11 protein-coding genes are annotated in these 23,562 nt (G+C 62.6%); 6 read left to right on the top strand and 5 right to left on the bottom strand.

What is annotated here, in order from left to right:
• Window positions 1-70: 70 nt before the first annotated feature.
• Complete coding sequence (locus MF606_RS07215) at window positions 71-7,207, bottom strand: peroxidase family protein (RefSeq protein WP_240233132.1); 7,137 nt, start codon at window positions 7,205-7,207, stop codon at window positions 71-73.
• A 413-nt stretch (window positions 7,208-7,620) separates the two neighbouring features.
• Here MF606_RS07215 and MF606_RS07210 point away from each other — a divergent pair, with 413 nt between their 5' ends.
• Window positions 7,621-9,009: a sensor histidine kinase gene (locus MF606_RS07210; RefSeq protein WP_240233131.1), complete on the top strand. Its 1,389-nt coding sequence runs from the start codon at window positions 7,621-7,623 to the stop codon at window positions 9,007-9,009.
• Window positions 9,010-9,024: 15 nt separating this feature from the next.
• A complete protein-coding gene (locus MF606_RS07205; protein WP_240233130.1) occupies window positions 9,025-9,675 on the top strand; it encodes a LuxR C-terminal-related transcriptional regulator in 651 nt (216 codons plus the stop codon).
• 14 nt (window positions 9,676-9,689) lie between these two features.
• Here the strand turns inward: MF606_RS07205 and MF606_RS07200 are convergent, their stop codons facing one another.
• Genes MF606_RS07200 through MF606_RS07185 form a run of 4 tightly spaced genes read right to left on the bottom strand, consistent with a single transcriptional unit; the run spans window position 9,690 to window position 13,949 of the window.
• The gene (locus tag MF606_RS07200) at window positions 9,690-10,289 is read right to left on the bottom strand and encodes a hypothetical protein (protein WP_240233129.1); all 600 of its coding nucleotides are present in this window, start codon (window positions 10,287-10,289) and stop codon (window positions 9,690-9,692) included.
• Window positions 10,290-10,319: 30 nt separating this feature from the next.
• The gene (pelG, locus tag MF606_RS07195) at window positions 10,320-11,714 is read right to left on the bottom strand and encodes an exopolysaccharide Pel transporter PelG (RefSeq protein ID WP_240233128.1); all 1,395 of its coding nucleotides are present in this window, start codon (window positions 11,712-11,714) and stop codon (window positions 10,320-10,322) included.
• Window position 11,715: 1 nt separating this feature from the next.
• Window positions 11,716-13,239, bottom strand: a complete 1,524-nt coding sequence (gene pelF / locus MF606_RS07190) for a GT4 family glycosyltransferase PelF (RefSeq protein WP_240233127.1) — start codon at window positions 13,237-13,239, stop codon at window positions 11,716-11,718.
• A 50-nt stretch (window positions 13,240-13,289) separates the two neighbouring features.
• Complete coding sequence (locus MF606_RS07185; protein WP_240233126.1) at window positions 13,290-13,949, bottom strand: hypothetical protein; 660 nt, start codon at window positions 13,947-13,949, stop codon at window positions 13,290-13,292.
• A gap of 176 nt (window positions 13,950-14,125) precedes the next feature.
• Between MF606_RS07185 and MF606_RS07180 the strand changes: the two genes are divergently transcribed.
• From MF606_RS07180 to glmS, 4 genes are all read left to right on the top strand, one after another.
• Complete coding sequence (locus MF606_RS07180) at window positions 14,126-15,064, top strand: MJ1477/TM1410 family putative glycoside hydrolase (RefSeq protein ID WP_240233125.1); 939 nt, start codon at window positions 14,126-14,128, stop codon at window positions 15,062-15,064.
• Window positions 15,048-15,737, top strand: coding sequence for a tetratricopeptide repeat protein (locus tag MF606_RS07175; protein WP_240233124.1), 690 nt, complete (start codon window positions 15,048-15,050; stop codon window positions 15,735-15,737). The genes MF606_RS07180 and MF606_RS07175 overlap by 17 nt, the downstream gene beginning before the upstream one ends.
• A 12-nt stretch (window positions 15,738-15,749) precedes the next feature.
• The gene (locus MF606_RS07170; protein ID WP_240233123.1) at window positions 15,750-21,503 is read left to right on the top strand and encodes a cadherin-like domain-containing protein; all 5,754 of its coding nucleotides are present in this window, start codon (window positions 15,750-15,752) and stop codon (window positions 21,501-21,503) included.
• Between the two features lie 157 nt (window positions 21,504-21,660).
• Window positions 21,661-23,484, top strand: coding sequence for a glutamine--fructose-6-phosphate transaminase (isomerizing) (glmS, locus tag MF606_RS07165; protein ID WP_240233122.1), 1,824 nt, complete (start codon window positions 21,661-21,663; stop codon window positions 23,482-23,484).
• Window positions 23,485-23,562 lie beyond the last annotated feature (78 nt).

Below are 23,562 nucleotides of genomic sequence, written 5' to 3'. Positions count from 1 at the left end.
ACCCTAGACCCCCGGATTGATTGCTAAGCTGAAAACCCGGCCGGTGAGACACCGGCCGGGAGTTGGAGGCCTAGAGGTTGAAGTCAGCGTTTGTCAGGGCATGGTTGCCCGAGATGCTGATGCGGAATTCGGGGGCGTTGTCATTGCCGGACGTATTGCCGGATACCACCGTATATTCCCCATCCATGCGCGTCTCGTGAGTGACCACGATCTGACCGGGAGCCGTCGTCGCCTGCCCGCTTTCGAGGGTGAAGGCGCTGTTGCCGGCGACCCCGGTGTTGGCGTCAATGCCTGACAGGTCGATCTTGTCGCCCGCCTCGAAGCCGCGGATCGTGTCACCGTGAGCCTCGCCGGCCGAGCCGAAGATGAAGACATCCTCGCCCTGGCCGCCATCAACCACGTTGACGGCGCTGCTCATGGTAATCTGATCGTCGCCGGAGCCGGTGGTGACATTTTCGATGCCCCATAGGGCGTCAGTGCCGCTCTGGGTGCTGACCGCGCTGCCGCGACCGCCCACGCCGGTTCCCAGGCTCACCGCCACAGCGGCAGTCAGGAAGCCCAGGTCGAGGGTGTCATTGCCGGCGTCGGCCGAAACGTCACCGCCGTGGTAGCTGTCGTTGCCGTCGTTGAGCGAGCCAACGAACACGTCGTTGCCGTTGCCGCCGAAGACCGAGTCATTGCCGGCGCCGGCATCGAGCAGATCGTTGCCATCGTCGCCGAAGACGCGATCGTTGCCGTCATCGCCATAGATCATGTCGTCGTCATCGCCGCCGAACAGGTCGTCATCATCGGCATCGCCGAAGATCACGTCGCGCCCCTCGCCACCGTCGACGAAGTCGCCACCGGCACCAGAGCGGACAATGTCGGCGCCTGCACCTGCAACGATGTAGTCCGTGCCGGCGAAGCCGAAGACCAGGTCGCCGCCGGAGGTCCCCATGAGGACATCGTCCTGGGGCGTCCCGATGACCGGGCCGGAGCCCGTGTGATGGTTGCCACCGTCGTCATCGTCATCGTCTTCATCGTTGTCGCAGTCACCGCCACCGTGATTGTCGTCATCATCATCGTCGTCGTCATCATCGCCGTATTCGACAATGTGAGGCATGGCGCCGCCTTCGGTGGTGAAGGTGACGGAGTGGGTGGGGCTGGTCATGGTCACCACACCGCCCTCATCGCTGACGTCATAGTCGTCGAGCGCCGCACCGTCGGGGAGTTCGACTACGTCCTGAGGGCGCAGCGTGCCGATGATGGTGTCGTGGCCACCATTGGAGCGGAAGACGATGCGGTGAGCGGAGTCCAAGGACGAAATGTCGATAGTGTCGTCACCGGCATTGCCGTCGATGGTGATGGTGTTGAAGTTCAGGCTGGTGCCGGTGAAGTCACCGACCACCTGGATCGTATCGCCACTGTTGGAGCCACCCGTGCCCGGAGGCGAGGTGACGAGCAGGGTATTGACCCGTATCTCCTCAATATCATTCAGCTCCGCGATTACCGTGCCATTGCGGGTGATGACGATCTCGGTCAGGCTATTAAGCACGATGCCTGTAAACGCCGTCTCGGCGGCGGCTCGGCTATAGATGACGAAGGTCTCGGCACCCGCTGCCCCGTTGAGCTGGTAGGTATCGACGGCGGCGCCGCCATCGACGAAGTCTCGCCCGCCATTGCTGCCGGTCTGGTTGATCGTGTCGTTGCCACCGCCGGCGAGGATGATGTCATCACCACCCAGCCCATTGATCGTGCTGCCGGCAGCGTTGCCGATGATGATGTTGGCGCCGGCGTTGCCGGTCAGTTCGCCAGCCGTATCCCAGACGATATCGACGTCAGCGGTATCGGTCGCTGTGCCGTCGCTCACCGTGTAGGTAAAGTCGTGGTTGGACGTATTGGTCGAGGTGGCGGTAACGTCACCGGTCGCCCCATTGACGATGGAGAAGCTCCCGTCGTTTTCCGTGGCTCCCGTGACGTTGAGCACGCCACCTTCAGGGTCCTCGTCATTCGCCAACATCACCCATTCAGGGACCACGAAGGCCTCGTTGACGGCATTGGTGATGACATTGTCGGTGTTGGCGACCGGTGGATCATTGACCGCGACGACATTGATGGTCGTTGTCGCGGGCGCACTGTTGAGGAGGCCGTCATTCACGGTCACCGTGACGATCCGGTCGATAGTGGTCGGACTTGCCGAGGTATTGGTGAACGATATGGCCTGGATGGCTGCCTGGTAGGCGGCCAGGGATGCGGCACCAGTCAGGTTGACAATGATCTGGCCGGAGACCGACAGATCGATCGAAGACGAGATACCCGCCGGCAGAGTGCCGATGACGAAGGCGTCATCCAACTGGGCATTGGTCAGGACGATCCGGGCCGACGCCATCTGCGTGTCGTCATTGTCGGTGATCGATGGCCCTGAGGCAATCGCCACGGCGGCAGCACCCTCGGTGAACGTTGTCTCGTAGTTCACCGTCGGTGTCGGAACCGGCTGGACGTAGTCGATGCGGATATTGTCGATGTAGAAGTTTTCGCCGCCCTCCCAGTCACCCTCGGCGCGGAACCGTATTGCGGAGCTCGCGCTGATTTGTGCTGGCGTAAGCGCCTGAACGAAGGTGCCGTCGCCGCTGGCGGTCGAACCGCCCAAAGTGCCGATCACATTCCACGCCGTACCGTTCCAGGCTTCGACGACGACGTTCTCCACCGGGTTGCCAGGGCTGGCGGCATCCAGGCTGTCATCTTCGTAGTCGAAGCGCAGCGTTGCGGAGGTCGCCCCGGCCAGATTGACTGCGCGCTGGATCGTTTCGCCGCCGCCGATATTTTCGTCGAAACGCAGCCTGCCACCGTTGATCTCGATGTCACCGCCCGTCGGGCTATCAGTGGCGCCGTCGTTGGTCTCATCCCAGATGGTTGTCCAAGGGGTGGTGCCAGTCGTGTCGGCGGCGGTGTAGCTCGCGGTGTCGAACAGCTCGACATAGCTGTTGGCAACACTTGTGTTCAGCATCAACGAGGGCGCGCCCAGGACGAGGTCGCCGTCGGCGAAGCGAAGGATCTCGATGTTGCGCACGCGGTCGATACCATCCGACTCGAGGCCATCGGTAACGGTTGTGTGGGCGACCGAGATGCTGCCGTCCGGGTTGGCGGTGATCGTATAGTTCTCCTGGATGTCGCCGAAGACAGCGACGTCGATATCGCTGGCGTCGCCGGTCGCGATGATTTCGCGGACGATCTGGAGTTGGCCGGGGTTGATGGCACCGGAGAACATCTGGTTCGCCAGCGTCGTCATGGTTTCGTGGGAACCGATCTCGGCACCGGTGCCATCGATATTGGCACGGACGCTGATACGCACGTTCAATGACTTGTCGCCATCGATGATGTCGTCGCCGGCACGCCCGGTGATGATGTCGCTGCCGTCACCGCCCAGCAGAATATCGCCGTTGATGTAGGACGTGACGCCCGCACCAAGCACCGCCTGCAGTCCGGCGATGCGAGCAATGCCCTCAGCGTTGAGCGCACTGCCGCGATAGCCTTCGGAGCCAGTCAGCGCCGGGTCGGTGCTGAATGGAGCACGATCCGCCGCAAGCATGTCCGAGCCGGTCAGCCGGTCGTCGAAATCAGAGCCCGACAGGCCTTCGACAGCTTCATAGGCGTCAAGCGTTCCGTTGATCGGCGGGTTGGGATTTTCGTCGAAGACGATGGCCCGGGTCAGGTCAGCGTCAACCCCGAAGACATTGTCTTCATAGGTTGCCCAGTCCCAACCGGACATGCCGGCCATTTTGCCACGACCGGGGCTGCCGACCATGATGTCGTCGCCGCCTTCGGCGATGAACTCGTCAAAGCCGCCGTCGCCGAGGAATACGTCGTGGCCGTTGACCGCGTCGTGGGCGTAGACTTCGTCGAAATTGTCGCCAGGGGCGCCATCGAAGGTGCCCGTTTCGATCCAATCGTCACCCTCGTTGCCGAGGATGCGTTCGGCGTTCTTGTTGCCATAGATGAAGTCGTTGCCTTCACCGGCAAACACCTCCGAGCCCATATCGGTGCCCAGGAAGATGAAGTCCTGCCCTGCCCCGCCCATCACCAGGTCGAGGCCCGGGCCGGCGTGAACGACGTCATTGCCGGAGCCGGCCTTGATGTTGTCGTCGCCGCCGCTGTCCTTGATGATGTCGTCGCCGTCGCCGCCGTTGATGATGTCGTTGCCGAAGCCACCTTCAAGCGTGTCGTTGCCAGCATCGCCAAAAAGCGTGTCGTCGCCGATACCGGCAATCATGATGTCATTGCCGGCCGTGCCGCCGAGCACCACGTGTTCGCCGCCGGTGTAGCGCAGATAGTTGCCATCGGTGCCGGGCGTGGCCGGATTGTTGCGAATGACCAGATTGGTCAGGATGCCGCTGCCGACAGGGTCGGCGCTTTCTAGAGTGCCGTTGCCATCCAAGTCGTTGAACTGCTTGGTCTGGTCGACCTCGAGGATGAGGCCGGGCGTCGAGAACACATCGGACGGCAGATGCGTCGCATCGGTGTTACGCATGATCATGGCCGCGAAGGAGTTGTTCTCCATTTCGCCGAACAGGTGCAGTCCGTCGAGGCGCTGCAGGTAGTAGAAGCGATCGCCGCTCTGGAGCTTTTCCATCTGCATTTCGAAGACGAAATTGAAGGTGGAGCCCAGCATGCCGCCGAACGGCATGATTTCTTCGGCCAGACCACCGATCCAGAGGTCGACGTCATTGAGGCCGCCGAGCGATCCGGAATAGGCACCTGTGCCATTGAGGAAGTCGACGGCATCGCCCTGCACCGCCAAACCGCCGACGGAGACGCCGGTGATGAGGGTCAGCGCAGCATCGCGCTTGCCCTCGATCGTGGTCTGCCCGGTGATCAGCGCGTGCGTGCCATAAGCCGCGATGAAGTTGATGATCGAGGCTTCGTTCTTGAGGTGACCAGCAAAGTCGACCCAGCTCGTATAGGGCTTGAGCAAGGCGTCCTGATTGGTCGCAGCATAGAACTGGGCGCGGGCCGAGTTGAGCGATGGGACGCCCGTATCACGGCCACGCGCCAGGTTGATGGTTGCCAGATCGAGCGGCAGGCCCAGCAGGTTATTGCGCAACGCGCTGGTTACGAATTCGTCGATCTGGTTCCCGACCTGACGGGTCATGCCGCGGATGATGGCGCCGGCTGCGATGTCGGCGTCGACCGTTGCGTTGGTCCCGTTGTTCTGGAACTGCAACGGATTGAGGAAGCCCTCAATCAGGCCGATCTGGTCGGCGGTGAATGTCGGATCGAAGCGATCGATCGTTTCGGTCAACATCGAGTGACCGAAGCGATAGACGACATGGGCAAACTCAGCGACGATCGATGGATCAATGGTAACGTCAAAGCCGTCAGGAACCAGGAACACGTTGATGTTCGGCTGAATCTTGCGGGCGAACTCCTCGAACACCAGGTGCTGATACTGCATTTCCGTGCCGAACTTCGCCGCCTGGAACAGTCTCTCGCCGTCCCAAACCAGGCTGGCAACCTGGGCCGGGGTCGGGAGTGCCGCGAGGTCAACCTGTAGCCATTCGTTGATGAAGGCGAGGTCGTTGCTGGCCAGAACCACGTCCTTGGTGTGCTGGACCAGACGGTTATGCTCGGAGTGGAACACATGGTGGACGGCGGTCAGACCGACGTTTTCGTTCGCACGGCCATCGCCGGCAATGAAGTGAGCGTCGAGCAGCTCGTTGTCGTAGCCGGGCGTGGAGCCAGGGCCGTTGTTCTCAAGCCCGATTTCGATGTCGCCATCCGCGAGGCCTTCCGGAACCGCGCTGTGAGCGATATCGGCGAGGAAAGCGTGGCCGGTGCGAATGGTGGTGTAGGGCGGGATAGCAGAGGGATCGTCCATCAGGACGCCGAGGCCGCCATTGGCCGCGGGGTTACCCTCGATGAGGCCGGCCGTGGTCACCAACTGCGGATAACCGTTGGGTCCACGGATGAACTCGCCATACTGGTCCGTCGCCAGAAGTGGAACGTTGCCGACATTGGAATCGAGCAACTGAATGCCCAGCAGGTCCGCTGCCTGTGCCTTGAGGTTAGCCCAGGTGGCCATGCCGCCGTTGGTGCCCTCGATGAGCTTGCCGGTGGAGACGGGGTCGCCAGCAGCGTTCAGCGCATATTGGCGCAGAAAGACCTGATGGGAGGCGTGTGAGGTGTAGGTTTGGTTCTGATCGACAAAAGCCGTGGTCGTGTTGACGGGACGGTCGGTATCGTCGGCAGTTCCCATCACACCGTCAGCGCCCGGTCCGGACAGGGTGGCGCGGGTGAGCACCATGAAATTGGTGCTGCCGCCCTCGACGTATAGCGGGTCATCGGGCATCAGCGGAATGAACACGGTGCCGCTACCGCCCTTGGCGACCAGATCAAGACCATGATCGAAGAACTGCCCGAACAGGGTGAACCAGGAATTGAACGGCGCGGACAGACCTTCGTCGGGCGCGATGTTGGTGATCACCACATTCGGCCCGTCGAGTTCAATGCCATTGGCGGCGAGCAGCTCGTAGAGGCCGCCGGGTCCGCCGGCACCGGTATCAAGCGCCGTTTGGGCGGCCACCAGGGCCGCCGCGGTTGCGGCTGCTGCCGCTGCCAGCGCCGCATTGCCCGGATTGGCCGACGCAGCCGCCTGAGCCTGAGCATTGTCGCGCTCGGCCTCCTCGACGGCCCTGAATTCATCCGTGAGAGGCTCGTAGGCGGCGGTGATCTGGGCCGCGACGGTCATCTCGTTTTCCGGCGCGACGATACCAGCGCGCTGCAGCCCCGTGAGGATCGCAGACGGGTTTCCGAGTGTTTGATCGACAATCAGGTTAGAGATGGTTCGAACGTATGGGTCGACCACATCGCCCGGATCAGTATCGCCAGGGCTGCCGGGAGGCATTCCCGGAGTGTTGTCTACACCGGGGGTGTAGTTGATGGGGACGAGCGGACCGCCGGGGAATGCGGGGACCATGATGGTCCGGAATTCGGTGCCCAGACCTTCGGGGAACTCGTTATCGGCCGCGCCCCGCTCCGGGTAGAGCAGGTTGTTGTAGGTGCCATCCACCGTGCGCAGGCCCAAGGATAGATTGTAGGCCGGGATGGAGCCGCCGGCGCCGAACAGGGGCTTGCCCAACGTACCGCCGGACTGCGTGTAGAGTGCGTGGTCTTCTGCGATCTTGATTTGGGCCAGGATGAAGTCCAGGTCACTCTTGATGTAGGTTACCATAACAATCCCCTCGGTCGCCCCTCAGCGACGTTGACTCAACAAACCGACTGCCCAGGTACGGCGCGCCGGCCAGCGGCTCACGACGATCTACGCTGAGCCTCAGCTTGGGGATGAGTTTGCCGAAAGCCCGCGCAGGACGTCAGGTCAGAAGGTCGCCTGAACTGATGGCGCGAAGGTCGCAGCACGCTTCAGACCTTGGGCTGATGGGACCCTGTACCTTGGTCCAGCCGCACGAACGGGATGGGTAAATACAGTTGACATAAATTCGATGGCGAATGCCTGTCGCGGATTAGAAAACAACTTATTCGTTTTCAATCCTCGAAATCTTGTGTCTATTATTCGCCAATAAATAAACGCCGATGCGCTGTCATCCGGCAGCCCGTCGGAGGAATTCTGACAACTGGGGTATGATGATGATCGACTTGCTCGATCGTCTGAGGGGTTTTCGAAATCGCTGGAGGAGGCTACCGCTCGCGAGCCAGTTCTTGCTGGGGGGTGGCACGCTCATGCTGGTGGCGATGCTCCTTTGCGGCATCCTCACCACCACATTCATGACCAACAATCTTGTCCAGCGTCGCGGTAGCGCCATAGCGCTGATCAGCCAACATATCTTCGCCTTGAGCGTTGCCGCCTCGCAGGATCAAAGTCCCTCGATCGAGGACTTCAACGGCCTCGACGCCCTGTTCGCGCGGCGGGAATTTACCGCCCAGTTCCCGCACCTCGATGTCTGGCTGCCTGACGGCACCATCGTCTATTCCAATACGCCGGCGATACGCCTGCGCAACTTTCCGCTGCCCCAACCGGTCATCCGGGCGTTTGCCGGCGAGACGATATCGGAGTTCAGCGATGTGGACACAGTGGACTACCGCGAGCACGGGTTCGACACCGATTTCATCGAAGTCTACTTCCCCCTGCGGAACGAACAATCCGGCGAGATCGTGGCCGTGGCGGAGTTGCGGGAGTCGACGGCGGCGCTTGAAAGCGCTCTCTGGTCCCTGACTTTGGCCAGTTGGGCGACGGTGGGCATCATCAGCACCGTAGTGATGGCCAGCCTGTTCGGCATTGTCCTAGAGGGCAGCAGAACGATCGACCGACATCGGCGCATCCAATCCAAGCGCCTCAAGCAATCCCATGCCCGGGCGGCGCAGCATCGCCAGCTCACCGAGCAGGCCCAGCGTGCGTCCAAAGGGGTGACGGAGCTTACCGACCGCTACCTGCGGACAGTTGGCACCGACCTGCATGATGGCCCGGCCCAGTCCATCGGCTTCGCCGTGCTCAAGCTGGAACAAGTCCGCAAGACGCCCAAAGTGAGCGAACGCAACCAGGCCATAGACGAGATCGAATCCGCGCTCGGCGGAGCGCTCCAGGAGATCCGGGCGATCGCCACCAACCTGGTATTGCCTGATATCGGCGATCTCAACCTGGCTGAAGTTATCAACAGGGCTGTGCAAATCCACATCCAGCGGACCGGAATCGCCATTGCCGTGGACAGTCGGGTCGCCGGAGTCCATGTTGACCAGCAGATTAGCGTTTGCGTCTTTCGCTTCATCCAGGAAGGTCTCAACAACGCCTTTCACCACGGTCTGCCGGAGGGGCAGCAGGTGATCGCGTCGTTGCAAAAAGGGGTCCTCAAGCTATCGATCGTCAATTTGTACACGATGGGAGAGCGATCGACCCATGCCGACCATCTCGGCATCGGGCTTTATGGATTGCGCGCTCGCGTACAGAGCATCGGTGGGAATTTCGTCTTCGTGCAGAACAATGGTGTGACGCGGCTGGAAATGTGGCTCACCTCCGTCTGACGATGGGAGGCGGCTGTGGGTGTTGAGGCAATAACCGTCGCCGTTGTCGACGATCATCCGATTTTTCGCGCCGGACTGGCGCAGGCGGTGGGCATGGAAGGCGGACTTCGTGTCGTCGGCGAAGGTGGCAGCGCGGCCGAAGCGGTGCGCCTGGTAGAAAATTTGCAGCCGGACGTACTGCTGCTCGACGCGCGCATGGAAGACAGCGGCATCGAGCGCGTTGGGGACATTCTGGTCGCCTGCCCTTCAGTCAAAGTCATCCTGCTGACAGCATCCCAGGACGAGGGTGATGTTTCCCGCGCATTGGAGGCCGGCGTTTCCGCCTATGTGCTCAAGGGTGCCACAGGGCCCGAGCTGCGCGGCATCATCCGCGCCGTGCATGCCGGAGAGGGCTACCTCGCGCCAGGAGTGATCGGGGCAATCTGGTCGGCGATGAAGGGTGATACAGGCAGCGCCAAGGCGCCTCCAGAACGGCCGCTATCGCCGCAAGAGGCCCAGGTCCTGCGGCTGCTGGCGCTGGGGCTCAACAACAGGGAAATCGGGACCCGGCTGGATGTCACCGAGCGCACGGTCAAGTTTCATCTGTCCAATGTGTTCGCCAAGCTGCAGGTGCGGAACCGGGTGGAAGCCAGCACGGCCGCACGCAAGATGTGGGCCGACCTCTAGATCTTGCACATCGCTCAGCGCTTGCGGCTGGCCGCGGTGGACGCGCGTTCCTTTCGGGCGGGCGCCGACGACCTGGTTTCGCGGGTCGTGAGCGTATCGGTCAGCCCGGCGACGCTGCGCTCCAGCTTGTGGGTTCGCTGCGACAATATCTGATACTGCGTGGCGATGAGGCTCTCTGCTAGCTTGGACTGTCGCAGCTGTGCGGACGTGTCCCGCAAGGCCTTGCCCTTCCGCGACGTCACAACGCCCACCATGAGGCCGGCGGCGACCCAGGATAACGAATCCGCCCAAGCAATGCGGAAGTAAGTCGCGTAAGACATGTCGACCGGCCGCGCGGGCCAGCCACCGATATGGGACAGCATTATCGCGCCCATGGCGGCCAGGATGCCACCATAGATGCCGTATTGGGCGCTCAGCAGAACCACGGCGAACAGCATCGGATGCACTGGCCAATCGTCCATCACGATGACTCCCGCCAGGTCGAGCAAGGTCAGGCCGCCCAGCAACACCACCCCTTCGACCACCGCCAGGACGTTGGAACGTGATGACGCCGTTTCGCGATCGTCGCTGACAGCCGGGGAGATGGGGGTAGCGAGGCCAGTGGAATAGTTCATGGCGTGTTCCTTAGGTACTATGAGCGCTCATCAGCCCGAAACGGATGGATTGTTGACCACGAAGGTCAGCCGGTTGAGCGTGCCGAGCGTGTTGCGCATCGCGGCATAGGCCAGCGTGCCACTCACCATGGACGCCAAGAGATAACCCATGCCGAGATAGTCCGGATTGACCAGCATGGCGGCCGTCATGCCGGCATTGAGCGCCAAGAACAGCGCCTGCAGCCAGAAGTAGACCTTGCCGTACTGAACGAAGAGAATGACGCCGCAGCTCGCCTGGAACAGGAAGTGGAAGGCGGCACCGATCAGCGCAAGACGAAGCACCGAGATCGCGTCGTAGGCCAGGCCGAGAACGTTGGCGAGTAATGGGGCAGCGACAGCCAGCGCGGCGCTGATGGTCAACTGCACCAGGAATGCCAGGAATACGGTATCGACGGCGTCTTGCGCCAACCCCTTGCGCTGCTCGTCGATCTGCCGAAGCGTGCCGCCCGAATGAACGATATCGCGATAATGGCGGTAGTTCTCGAAGAACGTGGTTTCGAGCCACACCACCAGGATCGACATGACCGGCACGATGGAGAGGTAGGCCATGAACACCGGGCTGTCGTAGCGCGGGGCATGCAGCAGGCCGTGCGTGATGGTGACGGCCTCCGAGGAGTTCCATACCACAAGCTTGTCGACCCAGACCGCCAGACCGCTCGCGAGGCCGGCTAGCAGGAAGGTGTTCGAGACCGGCCGCAGCATCTTGAGGCGGCCAAGCGACTGCCAGAATGGCAGCAACCGGCCCGGGAAGGTGGAGAGGATGAGGTAGTTCAGGATGCCGAAGGCGATGCACAGCCCGAAGCTGAAACCGAGCAGCATGCCGCCAGGACCATGGCCAAGCGAGGCCATCGAGGTCCCAAAGACGATCGAGCAGCTCAGACCCAGCGCGAATGCCAGGGTCACCGCTGCGTATTGCTTGATGGCGGCAACGAAGGCCATGGCCAGCCAAAGATGGGAGACCTGAATCACACAGACCGTGGCCGCCAGCGCCAGTCCGACGGGCAGGCGGACGATCAACAGGAAGACAACAATACTGCCGAGGACCGACAGAATCGTGGTGACGAACAGCGCCCCCAGATAGACGCCCTGCACTTCCTCGAAATGACGTTGGAACATCACCCGCGAAACCCTCAGCGTCGCCTCGAGCGACGTCGGCGCGGTGATCACGAGCGACAGCGCAAAGCTGTAAATGACGAGGATGCTGAAAACCTTCAGTTCTTCTGGGGCGATGAGTGGCTGGCCGAGCGCATGCAAAAGCGCCAATCCGGCCATGATAACGATCCAGGGACCCGACGAGATCAGGATCGCGTGGCCGCCGGCCAGCGAGCGCGATGCCAGATTGTCCCGATTGCTCAGCTTTCTGAGCGCGAACCCGATCCCGGCCATTTTACGCTACCTTCATCTGCGCCGCGAAATTGCGGGCATAGAGTGCTCCATACGCAGCGGCGACGGCCTCTGCGCGATACTGTTCGCGAACGCGCTGCTGTAGCCGATCGCCATATTCGCGCAGGCGCTCCGGGCTTTCGAGCAGCGAGGCGATGGCCGCCGCGATGTCTTCGCTGGCGCCGACCGGGGCGACCACGCCGCCCGGGCCGGTGACGCCGGGCATATTGCTCCGGCCTTCGAGAATTTCGCGGCAGGCGCCGACGTCGGTCGCCACGCATGGGACCCCTGCCCCACCCGCTTCGAGGATGACCAGAGGCAGCGCCTCGCTGATGCTGGTCAGCACCAGAACGTCGATGCGGCCCAGATAGTCGGCCACCTTGACGGGGCCGGTGAAGGTCACTGTGTCCGAGAGGCCCCGCCGACGGACTTCGTCGACGCAACCTTCCGCGTATTCGGGGTCTTCATCCATCGGCCCGATCACCAGGGCGTCGAGATCCGGAAATTGGACACGCAGCCGCTCGGCGACGTCAATAAAGGTCTGCACGTCCTTGATGGGGGTGACCCGGCCGATGAAGGCTATTGTGGGTCGATTGTGAGGTTGGCGCTCGACCTGACCGAAGCGATCGACATCCACGCCATTGGGAATGACGCTCAGCTTCTCGGGCGCGGCGCCCAGCGCGTACTGGAACGTCTGGTTCGCCTCGTATAGCGCGACAATCTCTGTAGCGACCGAATAGGCGACATGAGCAAAGCTTTCGAAGCTGCGCGCCCAGAGTTCGCGGATATCCTTGCGATCGTCGGACAGATCGAGGTCGTTATCGATACTGTTGACGATCCAGTCGGCCATCAGAATCTCGATGCGGCGCTCGTTGGAATAAATGCCGTGCTCGGTGATCAGCGAGGCGCGCCCGGTTTCGAGTGCGGCGCGCGCGCCGATCAGGCCGGCATATCCCGTCGACACCGCGTGGTAGACGCGGGCTTGCGGTAGCGGCGCCGTGAGAACGCGGAAAAGTCCGCCGACCAGGGCGCGCCAAGCCCAGAAGTAATCGAGGAAGGCGGCATGCGGCATCGACCGGTAGTGGCGGCACATGGTTTGCCACGCCTCGGGCGAGTCCATCAGCGTATCCAGCGCGACCTTGTGCTTGGCGTCCCCCAGCAAGCCGATCAGTTCACTGAACTGGGCCGCGTTGCCCTCATTGAGCAACTGTCCGAGGAGATCGGCGACATGGTCGGGCGCCGCATTTGGCCATTGATGGACCGAGCCGAAATTGGTGTCATCCAGGCGCAGGTGATCGATCGACAGGAGGTTATCGGGCGCGGCGTAGCGCGGCTCACCCTTGGGCAGGCCGGGCAGGATGGCCAATACCGTGAAGGTAAGCTCCGGATGAGACCGGATCAGCCAATCGATCCAGGTCGAGACGCCCCCCGCCACATAGGGGTAGCACCCCTCGGCAATCAGGCACACATCGGCGATGCGATTGGGTTTGCCGCCGAGAGACAGCATCATGTTTTCGTCACGCCACATTTCAACCCCCTACTTGATAGTGCACTTCGCGCCGGGCCAAGCGGCGGCAGTCAACGCGCCGTTGGTTCCTTGGCCTGGTTGCGTCGGGCTCTCGCCCTGGTATGCGCGGCAACAGCAGCCGCCTGCACACGGACGCGTTGGTCGGGACTGCGCAGGGCCAGTACCAGCGCCGCCTCGACGAGTTCCTCGTCGCCCTGGATCGCCAGGTAGGCGAGAAGGGCCTGCTTTTCCTGCATGGTTCCGGTGTTGAGCAGCGTCTCGAACGGACGCGGCAGCCGTGATTGCTGACGCACCAAGCGGCCGTCGAGGATCTGATCGACAAGCGTGACGGCGGGCGCATCAGCCGGCGCAATCGTGTCATACCATTTGGTCAGAGTATCGGCGTTGAGCCGCCAGATCTGCTGTTCGCCAAACAAGGCGGCGGCAGCACCGACGGGGCCGCCAGCGAATGTAAGCAGGATAAAGGTCTGCAGCGCGCTGGTCTCTGCACGCGCTTGCTCCAGCGCCACGAGGATCATGATCAATCCGGCTACGATGGTGATGTGACCCAGCACCAGCAATTCCCAGGCGTGGCTGGTCAGCGCATTCGCCACCAGCAGGATTTCGGCGACGATCACCAAGACCTTCAGGACCCGGAGTGGAACTGAGCCGGCACCGCCGTCAATGTCGGTATCGGGAACGAAGGCTTGCTTGCCGACATGCTGGTTCATCTTGGTACTCCTGGCCCGGTGCCGATGGGCCTGATGCGGGTTCGATGAGCCTAGGCTAGTGGGCGCGCCGCATTCCGCATTGATGGCCGTCAATGCCTCCTCGCTCGATCCAGCCTTAACTTGGTTCATGCGCAGACCCGTGCTTCGCGCACCTCCGGCGGAACAAGATGACAGTCATGAACCTTCAGCATCGCCATCGAGACCTTGCGCATGCCGCGCCGCTTCTGGGCGCATCGATGGTCATTCTCGCGCTCGCGGCTGGTTCGAGCCCGGCAGCGCCTCCACGCGCCGGGCTCGATGCCGTGCGCAGCTGGGGCTACCAGCTGCAACAGATCGATCCGGCGACCATTGCCGCCAGCCCATACGATCTGGTGGTGATCGATTATGCGCGCGACGGTACGCAGGAATTCGCATTCGACCGGGCAACGGTGACGGCGATGCAGCGCAAGCCAGATGGAGAGCGCCGCATTGTCCTGGCCTATCTCAGTATCGGCGAGGCCGAGGATTACCGGTTCTACTGGCACCATGACTGGATGAGCTCGCCACCCGGGTGGCTGCTCGCGGAAAACCCGGATTGGCCGGGCAATTACGCCGTGCGCTACTGGGATCCGCAATGGCAGGCGATGATCTTCGGCGGACCAGGATCGTACCTCGATACGATCATTTCGGCGGGGTTCGACGGGGTCTATCTCGACCGCATCGATGCGTTCGACGTTGCGGATGCAGAGGTCCCGCGCGCAGACCGACTACGGAGGATGGCTGAGTTCGTCTCCGCCTTGGCGGGTTATGGGCGCAGCAAGGTGCCCGGCTTCCTGATCGTGGGCCAGAATGGCGAGGAGCTGCTCGCCGACCGCTCCTATGCGAGCGTCATCGACGGCCTGGGCAAGGAAGACCTGTTTTTCGGTCTCGATGGCGACGGCGTGCCCAACAGCAATGCCGAGCTGCGCGCCAGTCTCACGCCGATCCAACGGTTCCAGGCGAGCGGCAAACCCGTTTTCCTCGTCGAGTATGTCGACACTCCGGATGCGCTTGCGCTTGCACGCGAAAGGGCCGCGGCCCTCGGCGTCCCCCTGTTCATTGGCGACCGGGAGCTTGATGATGTCCAATCCCGCTGAATTGGCAATGCCTGCGCCAGCCGAGAAAACCGACCGTACTCTGTTGGCCATCGTCGTGCTGGCTGCGATTTCGTTGGCAGGCACAATCGCGTTGCTGCCCAGCTCCGAGGAAAAGGCTGCAGGGCTCGTTGCCGAAGGCCGATACCAGGACGCGATCAGCCTGCTGGTCGATTTGGATGGCGAGCGCGGCCTCAATGCTTATGAGGGTTTCATGCTGGCGCGGCTCTATGTGCTGGCCGGTGAGCGGGACAAGGCGACGGTCGTTCTTGAAGAGGAAGCAGCCTCGCAGGCCGAGAACAGTTGGGCGCTCCGCCAGTTGGCCGACCTCTATCGGCAGAGCCGAAATTTTGGCGGAGAGGCCTCGGCGCTTCGTCGTCTCTACGATGCCAATGCCAGCAACGAGCTGTTTGATCGCTTGCGCATTCTCTATCGATTGACCGGCGACGCCGAAAACGAGGCGTCCCTGATCGAGCACGCGATTGGCGCCGGCAACACGTCACCCGGCCTCGCCGACCGCCTGACTTATCTGCAGTCGGTAACGCAGCTGGGGAGCCGCTCGACCGTCTGGGCATCCGGGAGCGGCCATTTCGCCGGCCTGGCCGACGTCACCCCCGTACCGGACCTCATGCTGTCGGGTATCGCCCCGCAGTCCACCACCGTCGTCATTGAATAGGAACGCACCATCATGGCTATCACCATCGACGGAACGCTGCTGGATTGGACCGCCGCGGATCGCCTTGAGACCGCGGCGACCACCATTGCCGGCTATGCGCTTTACGGGCGGTTGGAGGCTGGCGTCTTCTATTTCGCCATGAGCAGTGCGGTGCCTATCCAGGCGACATCGACGCTGTGGCTCAATACCGATGCCAATATTCAAACAGGCTACAAGGTCTGGGGCTTTGCCAGCGGCGCGGAGTTCAATGTCAATTTCGGCGCCGACGGCGTGCCGAGGCTCTATAGCGGTGCCGATGGACAGACGTTGATCGGTCCCCTCACCTACGCCCTGAGCGGCGACAGGAAAATCCTCGAGATTGCCCTGCCCCAATCCATGCTCGGCGCCAGCGTGAGCAGCGTCGGCATCATGGCCGACATCAATAACTCGGTATTCCTGCCCGCCGATTACACCCAGGCGGCCTACACGATCACCACGCCGGTGTTCAGCCAGTTCGACGGACTGCTGACCGAATGGACGCCCGAGCAGCGCCTCGACACGCCCGCAACCGGCGTCGACGGTTATGCGCTTTACGCCAAGGTAGCCGATGGCGACTTCGTATTCGGCCTGAGCAGCCCCGTGCCCATCGGACCCGGTACGACGTTCTGGCTCAATACCGACAATGACGTCACCACCGGGTACCAGATTTTCGGCTGGTCGGGCGGCGCCGAGTTCAACGTCAACATCGGCGCCGACGGCGTGGCGCGGCTGTACAGCGGCGCTGATGGCGGCACGCTGGTTTCCAGCATCGACTACAAAATCGCTCCGAACGGATTGAGCATCGAATTCGCGGTGCCGAAGGCCTTGCTTGGCGCGGCGGTCAATTCCGTCGTATTGCTCGCCGACGTCAACAATTCGGTGTTTCTGCCACCATCCTATGCGGCGGGCGGCTATGTGATCACGGATCCGGGGACGGTTCCCGCGGGCCCCTATGATGGCCTGCTGACCGAATGGACGCCTGAGCAGCGGCTCGATACGGCGGCCAATGGCGTGGCCGGCTATGAACTCTATGGCAATTTTGCCGGGGAAGCCTTTATCTTCGCGCTCAAGAGTGCGGTGGCGATCGGGCCCAGCACGACATTCTGGCTGAACACCGACGCCAATACCGCAACTGGGCACCAAATCTTCGGGTTTGCCGGTGGTGCGGAGTTCAACGTCAACATCGGCGCCGACGGCGTCGCGCGGCTCTATAGCGGCGCGGACGGACAGACGCTTGTCGGGGAAATCGATCACAAGGTGGCGCCGGATGGCATGAGCATGGAGTTCGCCGTTCCCCGCGGCCTGATCGGCGCCGGGGTGACGGCTGTTACCCTGCTCGCTGACGTCAACAACTCGGTGTACCTGCCGGCGACCTATGCCAATGGGGGCTACACGCTGGTCGATCCAGCCTCGATCCCGGTCAGTCAGTTCGACGGGTTATTGACCGAGTGGACGGCCGGGGAGCGCCTCGAAACCCCGATGACGACCGTGGCGGGCTACGAGTTCTATGGCGAATTCGCCAATGGCAATTACAACTTCGCGCTGAAGAGCGACGTGGTGATCGGGCCCAATACGACGTTCTGGCTCAATACCGACGCCAATGCAGCGACCGGCCATCAGATCTTCGGGTTTGCCGGTGGCGCCGAGTTCAACGTCAATATTGGCTCTGATGGCGTGGCACGCCTCTATAGCGGTGGCGCGGGCCAGACGCTGGTCGGCACCATCGATTACAAGCTCGGCCCCGACGGCAAGACCATGGAATTTGCCGTTCCCCAGACCATGCTGGGCGCGGACGTGACCGCCGTGCGCATTCTTGCCGACGTCAACGACGCCGTATTCCTGCCCGGCAGCTACTCAGCGCCAGCCTACACGGTTTACGATCCGGCATCGCTGCCGGTGCCCACCGATACGGGCTCCAAGATCGCGATCGTCTTCTCCCAGACCACCGCCAACAACTACTTCAGCCAGATGGCGTATTCACAGCTGGTCATGGCCGCGCAAAGCCAGTCCATGGCTGCCGGCATTCCGTTCGACCTGATCTCGGAGACCGATCTCACCGACCTTGCCAAGATGGTCAATTACGACGCAATCGTCTTTCCGTCGTTCCGCAATGTGCCGGCTAACTACGCGGCGATCCAGGACGCGCTGACGACGCTGGTCTATCAGTACGACGTGTCGCTCATTGCGGCTGGCGACTTCATGACCAACGACGCCGCCAATGCCAGCCTGCCCAACAACGCCTATGAGCGCATGCAGGTGCTTTTCGGCCTGCAGCGCACCGGTGGCGAATCCGGCACCGTGACGCTCGAAGCCATCGATGCCGGCCACGCGATCACCGCGGGGTATGGCAATGGCGGGGCCATGCACACCTATACGGGGGCCGCGACATCGTATTTCGCCGCCGCCAACCCCAATGCCGGTTCGGTGAGCGTGATCGCCGAACAGGTGGTCAACGGCGTAACTCACAGCGCCGTGCTGGGGACTGTCACCGGCGGACGAAATGTTCACTTCGCCACCGACGCCTTCCTTGGCGACGTAAATCTGCTTGGCCAGGCCATCGATTGGGTCAACGAAGAAACCGCCGGCCCCACCGTATCGCTGCACATGACGCGCAATGCGTCCCTGTTTGCCTCGCGCAACGATATGGACCAGTCGCAGGAGACGTTCGACGTCGACGGCGGCATCTACGATGCCATGCTGCCGATCCTGCAGCAGTGGAAGACCGACTACAATTTCGTCGGCTCCTACTACGTCAATGTGGGGTTCAATCCTCCTGACCAGGAGACCAACTGGCTGATCTCCGGCCCATATTATCAAGCCATGTTGGCAATGGGTAACGAGATCGGCTCGCACTCCTACAGCCATCCGGAAGACACTAACCTGCTGCTGCCCAATGTGATGACTCAGGAGTTGCTCACTCAGCGGATCGCCCAGTATCAGGCATCACCCTCCGGTCCGGGTGTTGTTGGGCAGGCGCTTGCGTCGATGACGCTGGCGCAGGTCAACGCCAAACTCGCCCAGGTGCTTTCGTCGCCCTCGCCGGAGACACTGGACGCTACGTCCAAGGCCTTCCTGGAAGCCACCTACACCTTCCAGTTCCAATCCGCCCGGGCCGTGCTCGAGGCCAATCTGGGCGTCTCGGTTGGTGGCGCAGCCGTGCCCGGCATGCCCGAGGGGCTCTACCCGGCCCAGCAGATCATCCAGTATTACGACTATCTCAGCGGCGGCGCGTCCATGCTCGGCGCCGGCTATCCCGGGGCCATCGGTTACCTGGCGCCAGGCGCGGACGGCCAGCCCTACATCGCGCCAAACATGTCGTTCGACTTCACCCTGATGGGCTGGCTGGGACTGACCGTCGAGCAGGCGCAGGCAAAATGGGCGGCCGAGTGGACGCAGCTCAATGCCAATTCCGACATGCCTATCGTGGTCTGGCCGTGGCACGACTATGGCGTCACTGAATGGCCGCTCGACGCAGGGCAGACGTCGCCATACACCCGGGAGATGTTCACAAGCTTCATCGCCAGCGCCTATGCGGCCGGCGCTGAATTTGTGACGCTGGCTGACCTGGCCGTGCGTATCAAAGCCTTCGAACGCGCTGACTTTGGTTTTTCGGTCGCAGGGGACGTCATCACCATGCATGCCTTGCCGCAGGCGGGGACGCTGGGAACCTTTGCCCTCAACCTCGACGACCTGGGCGGCAAGGTCATCGGCTCGGTGACCAACTGGTATGCCTATGACGCGGACAGCGTCTTGCTCGATGCCGATGGCGGCACGTTCACCGTACAGCTGGCGGCGAGCGCGGCGGATGTTACCCACATCACTTCGATCGGTTCGCGGGCACAATTGCTGTCGCTGACCGGCACGGGCACCGACCTCGATTTCACCATCGCCGGCGAAGGCCGGGTGGTCATCGACGTCAAACAGGCGTCCGCGGGAATGGTCTATCAGGTTACCGGCGCCAGCGTGGTCAGCCAAGTCGGAGATATCCTGACCCTCGACCTGGGGGCGATCGGCAGCCACACGGTGGGTGTCCGCCAAGTGCCACTCAACCGCGCCGCGAGCGATATCGTGGTCAGCAACCAGATCGTCTTGCCGGAGAACACGGCCGTTCGCACGAAGATCGCCGATCTCGTGGTGCTCGATCCCGATACCGACCCGCTACTGGGCAACAACGTGGTCACTGTCTCCGACCAGCGGTTCGAGATCGATAGCGCTACCGGGGCCCTATACCTCAAGGCGGGGCAATCGGTGAACTTCGAGGCAACGCCCAGCATCGCCATGACGCTTACGGCGACGGATGGCATGCTCAGCTTCGCCAAGACACTGACTCTCACGGTCGCCAATCGCAACGACCTGCCCACCGGCGCTCCGGCGATAGTCGGGGCCGCTGTCGAGAATGTGCGGCTTTCGGTCAACAACACCGCAATCGTCGATGCCGATGGGCTTGGGCCCTTCACCTATCAATGGCAGCGCGGCAGCGGCACCACCTTCACCAACATCGCCGGGGCAACTGCCGCGACGTACAGCCTGGTCCAGGCCGATGCCGACCAGACGGTGCGCGTGATCGTCGGATATCGGGATCTGGGCGGGACACTGGAAAGCATCGTTTCGAACGCTACGACGCAGATCGTTGACGTGCTGGCAGCGACGACTTTGGCGGCGTTGCCGGCCAATAGCTCGCGTACCATTACCACCGCAGAGCTGGTGGCAGGGCGGCTTACCGGCAGCGTCACCATCAACACGCTCACCGCCTCGATCGGCACGCTGACCGCCGCAGGAGATGGTCTGTGGACCTACACACCACCGCCCAACAACTCGACCGCCGTGACCTTCTCCTACACGGCAACGGCAGGTGCCAAGTTGGCGCAAGGCACTGCCGCGATGGACCTTCTGCCGTCGAACTCGGTGATGGGCACCACTGGCAACGATAGCCTGGCAGGCCGGACCACGGCCGACACCTATCGGGCCCTCTCAGGTAACGACACGATCGTCGCCGGTGCTGGCAACGATACCATTTATGGCGACGAAGGCACCGATACGGCCCAGGGGGACGGTGGCAACGACGTGTTCATGGCCACGCTGAACGATGGCAACGATCGCTATACCGGCAGCGCCGGCACCGATACCTACGACCTCTCGGGAACCAGCGCTGCCGCCACGGTGAACCTGACGACCGGTACCGCTTCGAGCGCGCAAACCGGCTCGGACGTTCTTGCCACCATCGAGAACATTACCGGTAGTTCGGCCGCCGATGTCATCACCGGTTCCTCCGGTGCCAATGTGCTGGATGGCGGCTTGGGTGATGACATCCTTCTTGGCATGGGCGGCGCCGATACGCTTGTGGGAGGTGCGGGGATGGACCGGATCACCGGCGGCGCGGGGCGCGATGTGCTGACCGGCGGCGCCGATAACGACATCTTCCTGTTCAACGCCACATCCGAGATGGGTCGGACGCTGCTCACGCGCGACGTCGTGGTGGACTTTGTCCATGGCCAGGACGTGCTCAATTTCGCGGCCATCGACGCCAATACCAGCGTCGCCGGGGACAACGCATTCGCCTTTCTCGCTACCGCGGGCGCTGCCTATACCGGCGTTCGCGGGCAGTTGCGCTGGTTCCAGGAGGACCCGATAGGGACGGCCAGCGACAAGACCATTGTGGCTGGCGATATCAACGGCGACCGGGTGGATGATTTCCAGGTCGAGCTCACCGGCCTCATCCCGCTGACCAATACTGACTTCATTCTGTGACCCCCAGATGGCGGCCACATGCCGCCATCGCCAAATGCCCGGCTTCGGCTGGGCATTTGTGTTTTTGGGGCCGCGAGGGCCGCTATTGACCGCCGTCAATGTCCACCTGGCAAGCCTGACCTAGCCTCAATATCGACGACAAATCTGGAGGTTGGTCATGTGTGGAATTGTTGGAATTGCCGGACGCAACCCGGTGGCCGACCGACTTGTCAGCGCCTTGGCGCGTCTCGAATACCGCGGCTATGACAGCGCCGGGATCGCCACGCTCGACCGTGGCCAGATCCAACGGCGCCGTGCACCCGGCAAGTTGGTCAATCTCGCGTCGCGGCTCGATCGCGATCCACTCGCGGGCAATATCGGAATCGGGCATACGCGCTGGGCCACGCATGGCGCGCCAACCGAGGTCAACGCCCACCCCCACGCGACGCCTCGCGTAGCCGTGGTGCACAACGGCATTATCGAGAACTATCGCCCGCTGCTGGTCGAACTGGCCGCCGATGGCTATCTGCCGATCACACAGACCGACAGCGAGGTGGTCGCCATGATGGTCACCCGCTGGCTCGACCTGGGGCTGGCGCCGGCTGCCGCGGTTCAGGCGACCATCAGCCGGCTACAGGGCGCGTTCGCGCTCGTTTTCCTCTTCCATGGCGAGGACAACCTGCTGATCGCCGCGCGCCAGGGATCGCCGTTGGCGGTGGGCTATGGCGCGGGCGAAACCTTCCTCGGGTCAGACGCGCTGGCGCTGTCGCTGTTCACGGACAAGGTGACCTATCTCGAGGAAGGCGACTGGGCGGTGGTGACGCCGGACGGCGCATCGATCAGGACCCGCGAAGGCGGCGCGGTAACCCGGTTGGTCCATGTCAGCGCCACCAATTCGAACATGGTCGAGAAGGGCCCTCACCGCCACTTCATGATCAAGGAAATCCACGAACAGCCGGAGGCCGTGTCGCGGGTCATCGGGCAGTTCGTCGATCGCCGCAGCGACAGTCTGGTCGAACGCCCCCTGCCCTTCGATTTTGCCACGCTCGATCGGATGACCATTTCGGCCTGTGGCACAGCCTATCTGGCAGGCGCGGTTTCAAAATACTGGTTCGAGCGTTTCGCTCGCCTGCCTGTCGACATCGACATCGCATCGGAGTTTCGCTATCGGCAGCCTCCCATGACGCCCGGCGGCCTCGCGCTCTTCATCTCGCAGTCGGGCGAAACGGCCGACACCCTGGCCGCCTTGCGCTATTGCGCGGCAAACGAGCAGCATATTGCTGCCGTGGTGAACGTCGAGGAATCGACCATTTCCCGAGAGTCCGGAGCGGTGTTTCCGCTGCTCTGCGGACCGGAAATCGGGGTCGCTTCGACCAAGGCGTTCACCGCCCAGTTGACGACGCTGGCCTGCCTGGCGCTGACCGCCGGACGCAAACGGGGCGTCATCGATGACGCCACCTTCGCCGTACTGCTTGCTGCCTTGGCCGCCCTGCCCGGTCATCTGTCCAAGGCGCTCGCAGCCGAGCCGCAGATCGCCGAGATTGCGCGCGGGCTGACCAAGGCAAGCGATGTGCTGTTTCTTGGCCGCGGCGCGCTGTATCCGATAGCGCTCGAAGGCGCGCTTAAGCTCAAGGAAGTCTCCTACATCCACGCCGAAGGCTATGCGGCGGGGGAGCTCAAGCATGGACCGATCGCGCTTGTTGACGAGCACGTTCCCGTTGTCGTCATCGCGCCCTCCGACGAGCTCGCCGGCAAGACCATGTCGAACATGCAGGAGGTCGCCGCGCGTGGCGGGCCGATCATTCTCATCACCGACGCCGAAGGCGCCGCGCAGCACGCGGACCTAGCGGCGCAAAGCATCGTGATGCCGAGCGTGCACCCCTTCGTCGCGCCGATCGTTGCGGCGGTTGCCGTGCAGATTCTTGCCTACCACACGGCCGTCCACATGGGCGCCGACGTCGACCAACCGCGCAACCTGGCCAAGTCGGTGACGGTGGAGTAGTCCCTGAAGCGGTTGAGCCGGCGTATCGGCTCGCCGCTATGGGGTGCTCGGCCCCAAAAGGTCGCTGGCAATGTCAAG

The sequence above is a fragment of the Devosia lacusdianchii genome, assembly GCF_022429625.1.
Classification (GTDB): Bacteria; Pseudomonadota; Alphaproteobacteria; order Rhizobiales; family Devosiaceae; genus Devosia; species Devosia lacusdianchii.
This window is presented reverse-complemented; position numbering and strand designations above follow the sequence as displayed.

Bases quoted from the DNA above. Each gene is read 5' to 3' on its own strand.
- MF606_RS07215 (WP_240233132.1), bottom strand. From the start codon at position 7,207: ATGGTAACCTACATCAAGAGTGACCTGGACTTCATCCTGGCCCAAATC.
- MF606_RS07210 (WP_240233131.1), top strand. From the start codon at position 7,621: ATGATCGACTTGCTCGATCGTCTGAGGGGTTTTCGAAATCGCTGGAGG.
- MF606_RS07200 (WP_240233129.1), bottom strand. From the start codon at position 10,289: ATGAACTATTCCACTGGCCTCGCTACCCCCATCTCCCCGGCTGTCAGC.
- pelG (WP_240233128.1), bottom strand. From the start codon at position 11,714: ATGGCCGGGATCGGGTTCGCGCTCAGAAAGCTGAGCAATCGGGACAAT.
- pelF (WP_240233127.1), bottom strand. From the start codon at position 13,239: ATGTGGCGTGACGAAAACATGATGCTGTCTCTCGGCGGCAAACCCAAT.
- MF606_RS07185 (WP_240233126.1), bottom strand. From the start codon at position 13,949: ATGAACCAGCATGTCGGCAAGCAAGCCTTCGTTCCCGATACCGACATT.
- MF606_RS07180 (WP_240233125.1), top strand. From the start codon at position 14,126: ATGAACCTTCAGCATCGCCATCGAGACCTTGCGCATGCCGCGCCGCTT.
- MF606_RS07175 (WP_240233124.1), top strand. From the start codon at position 15,048: ATGTCCAATCCCGCTGAATTGGCAATGCCTGCGCCAGCCGAGAAAACC.
- MF606_RS07170 (WP_240233123.1), top strand. From the start codon at position 15,750: ATGGCTATCACCATCGACGGAACGCTGCTGGATTGGACCGCCGCGGAT.
- glmS (WP_240233122.1), top strand. From the start codon at position 21,661: ATGTGTGGAATTGTTGGAATTGCCGGACGCAACCCGGTGGCCGACCGA.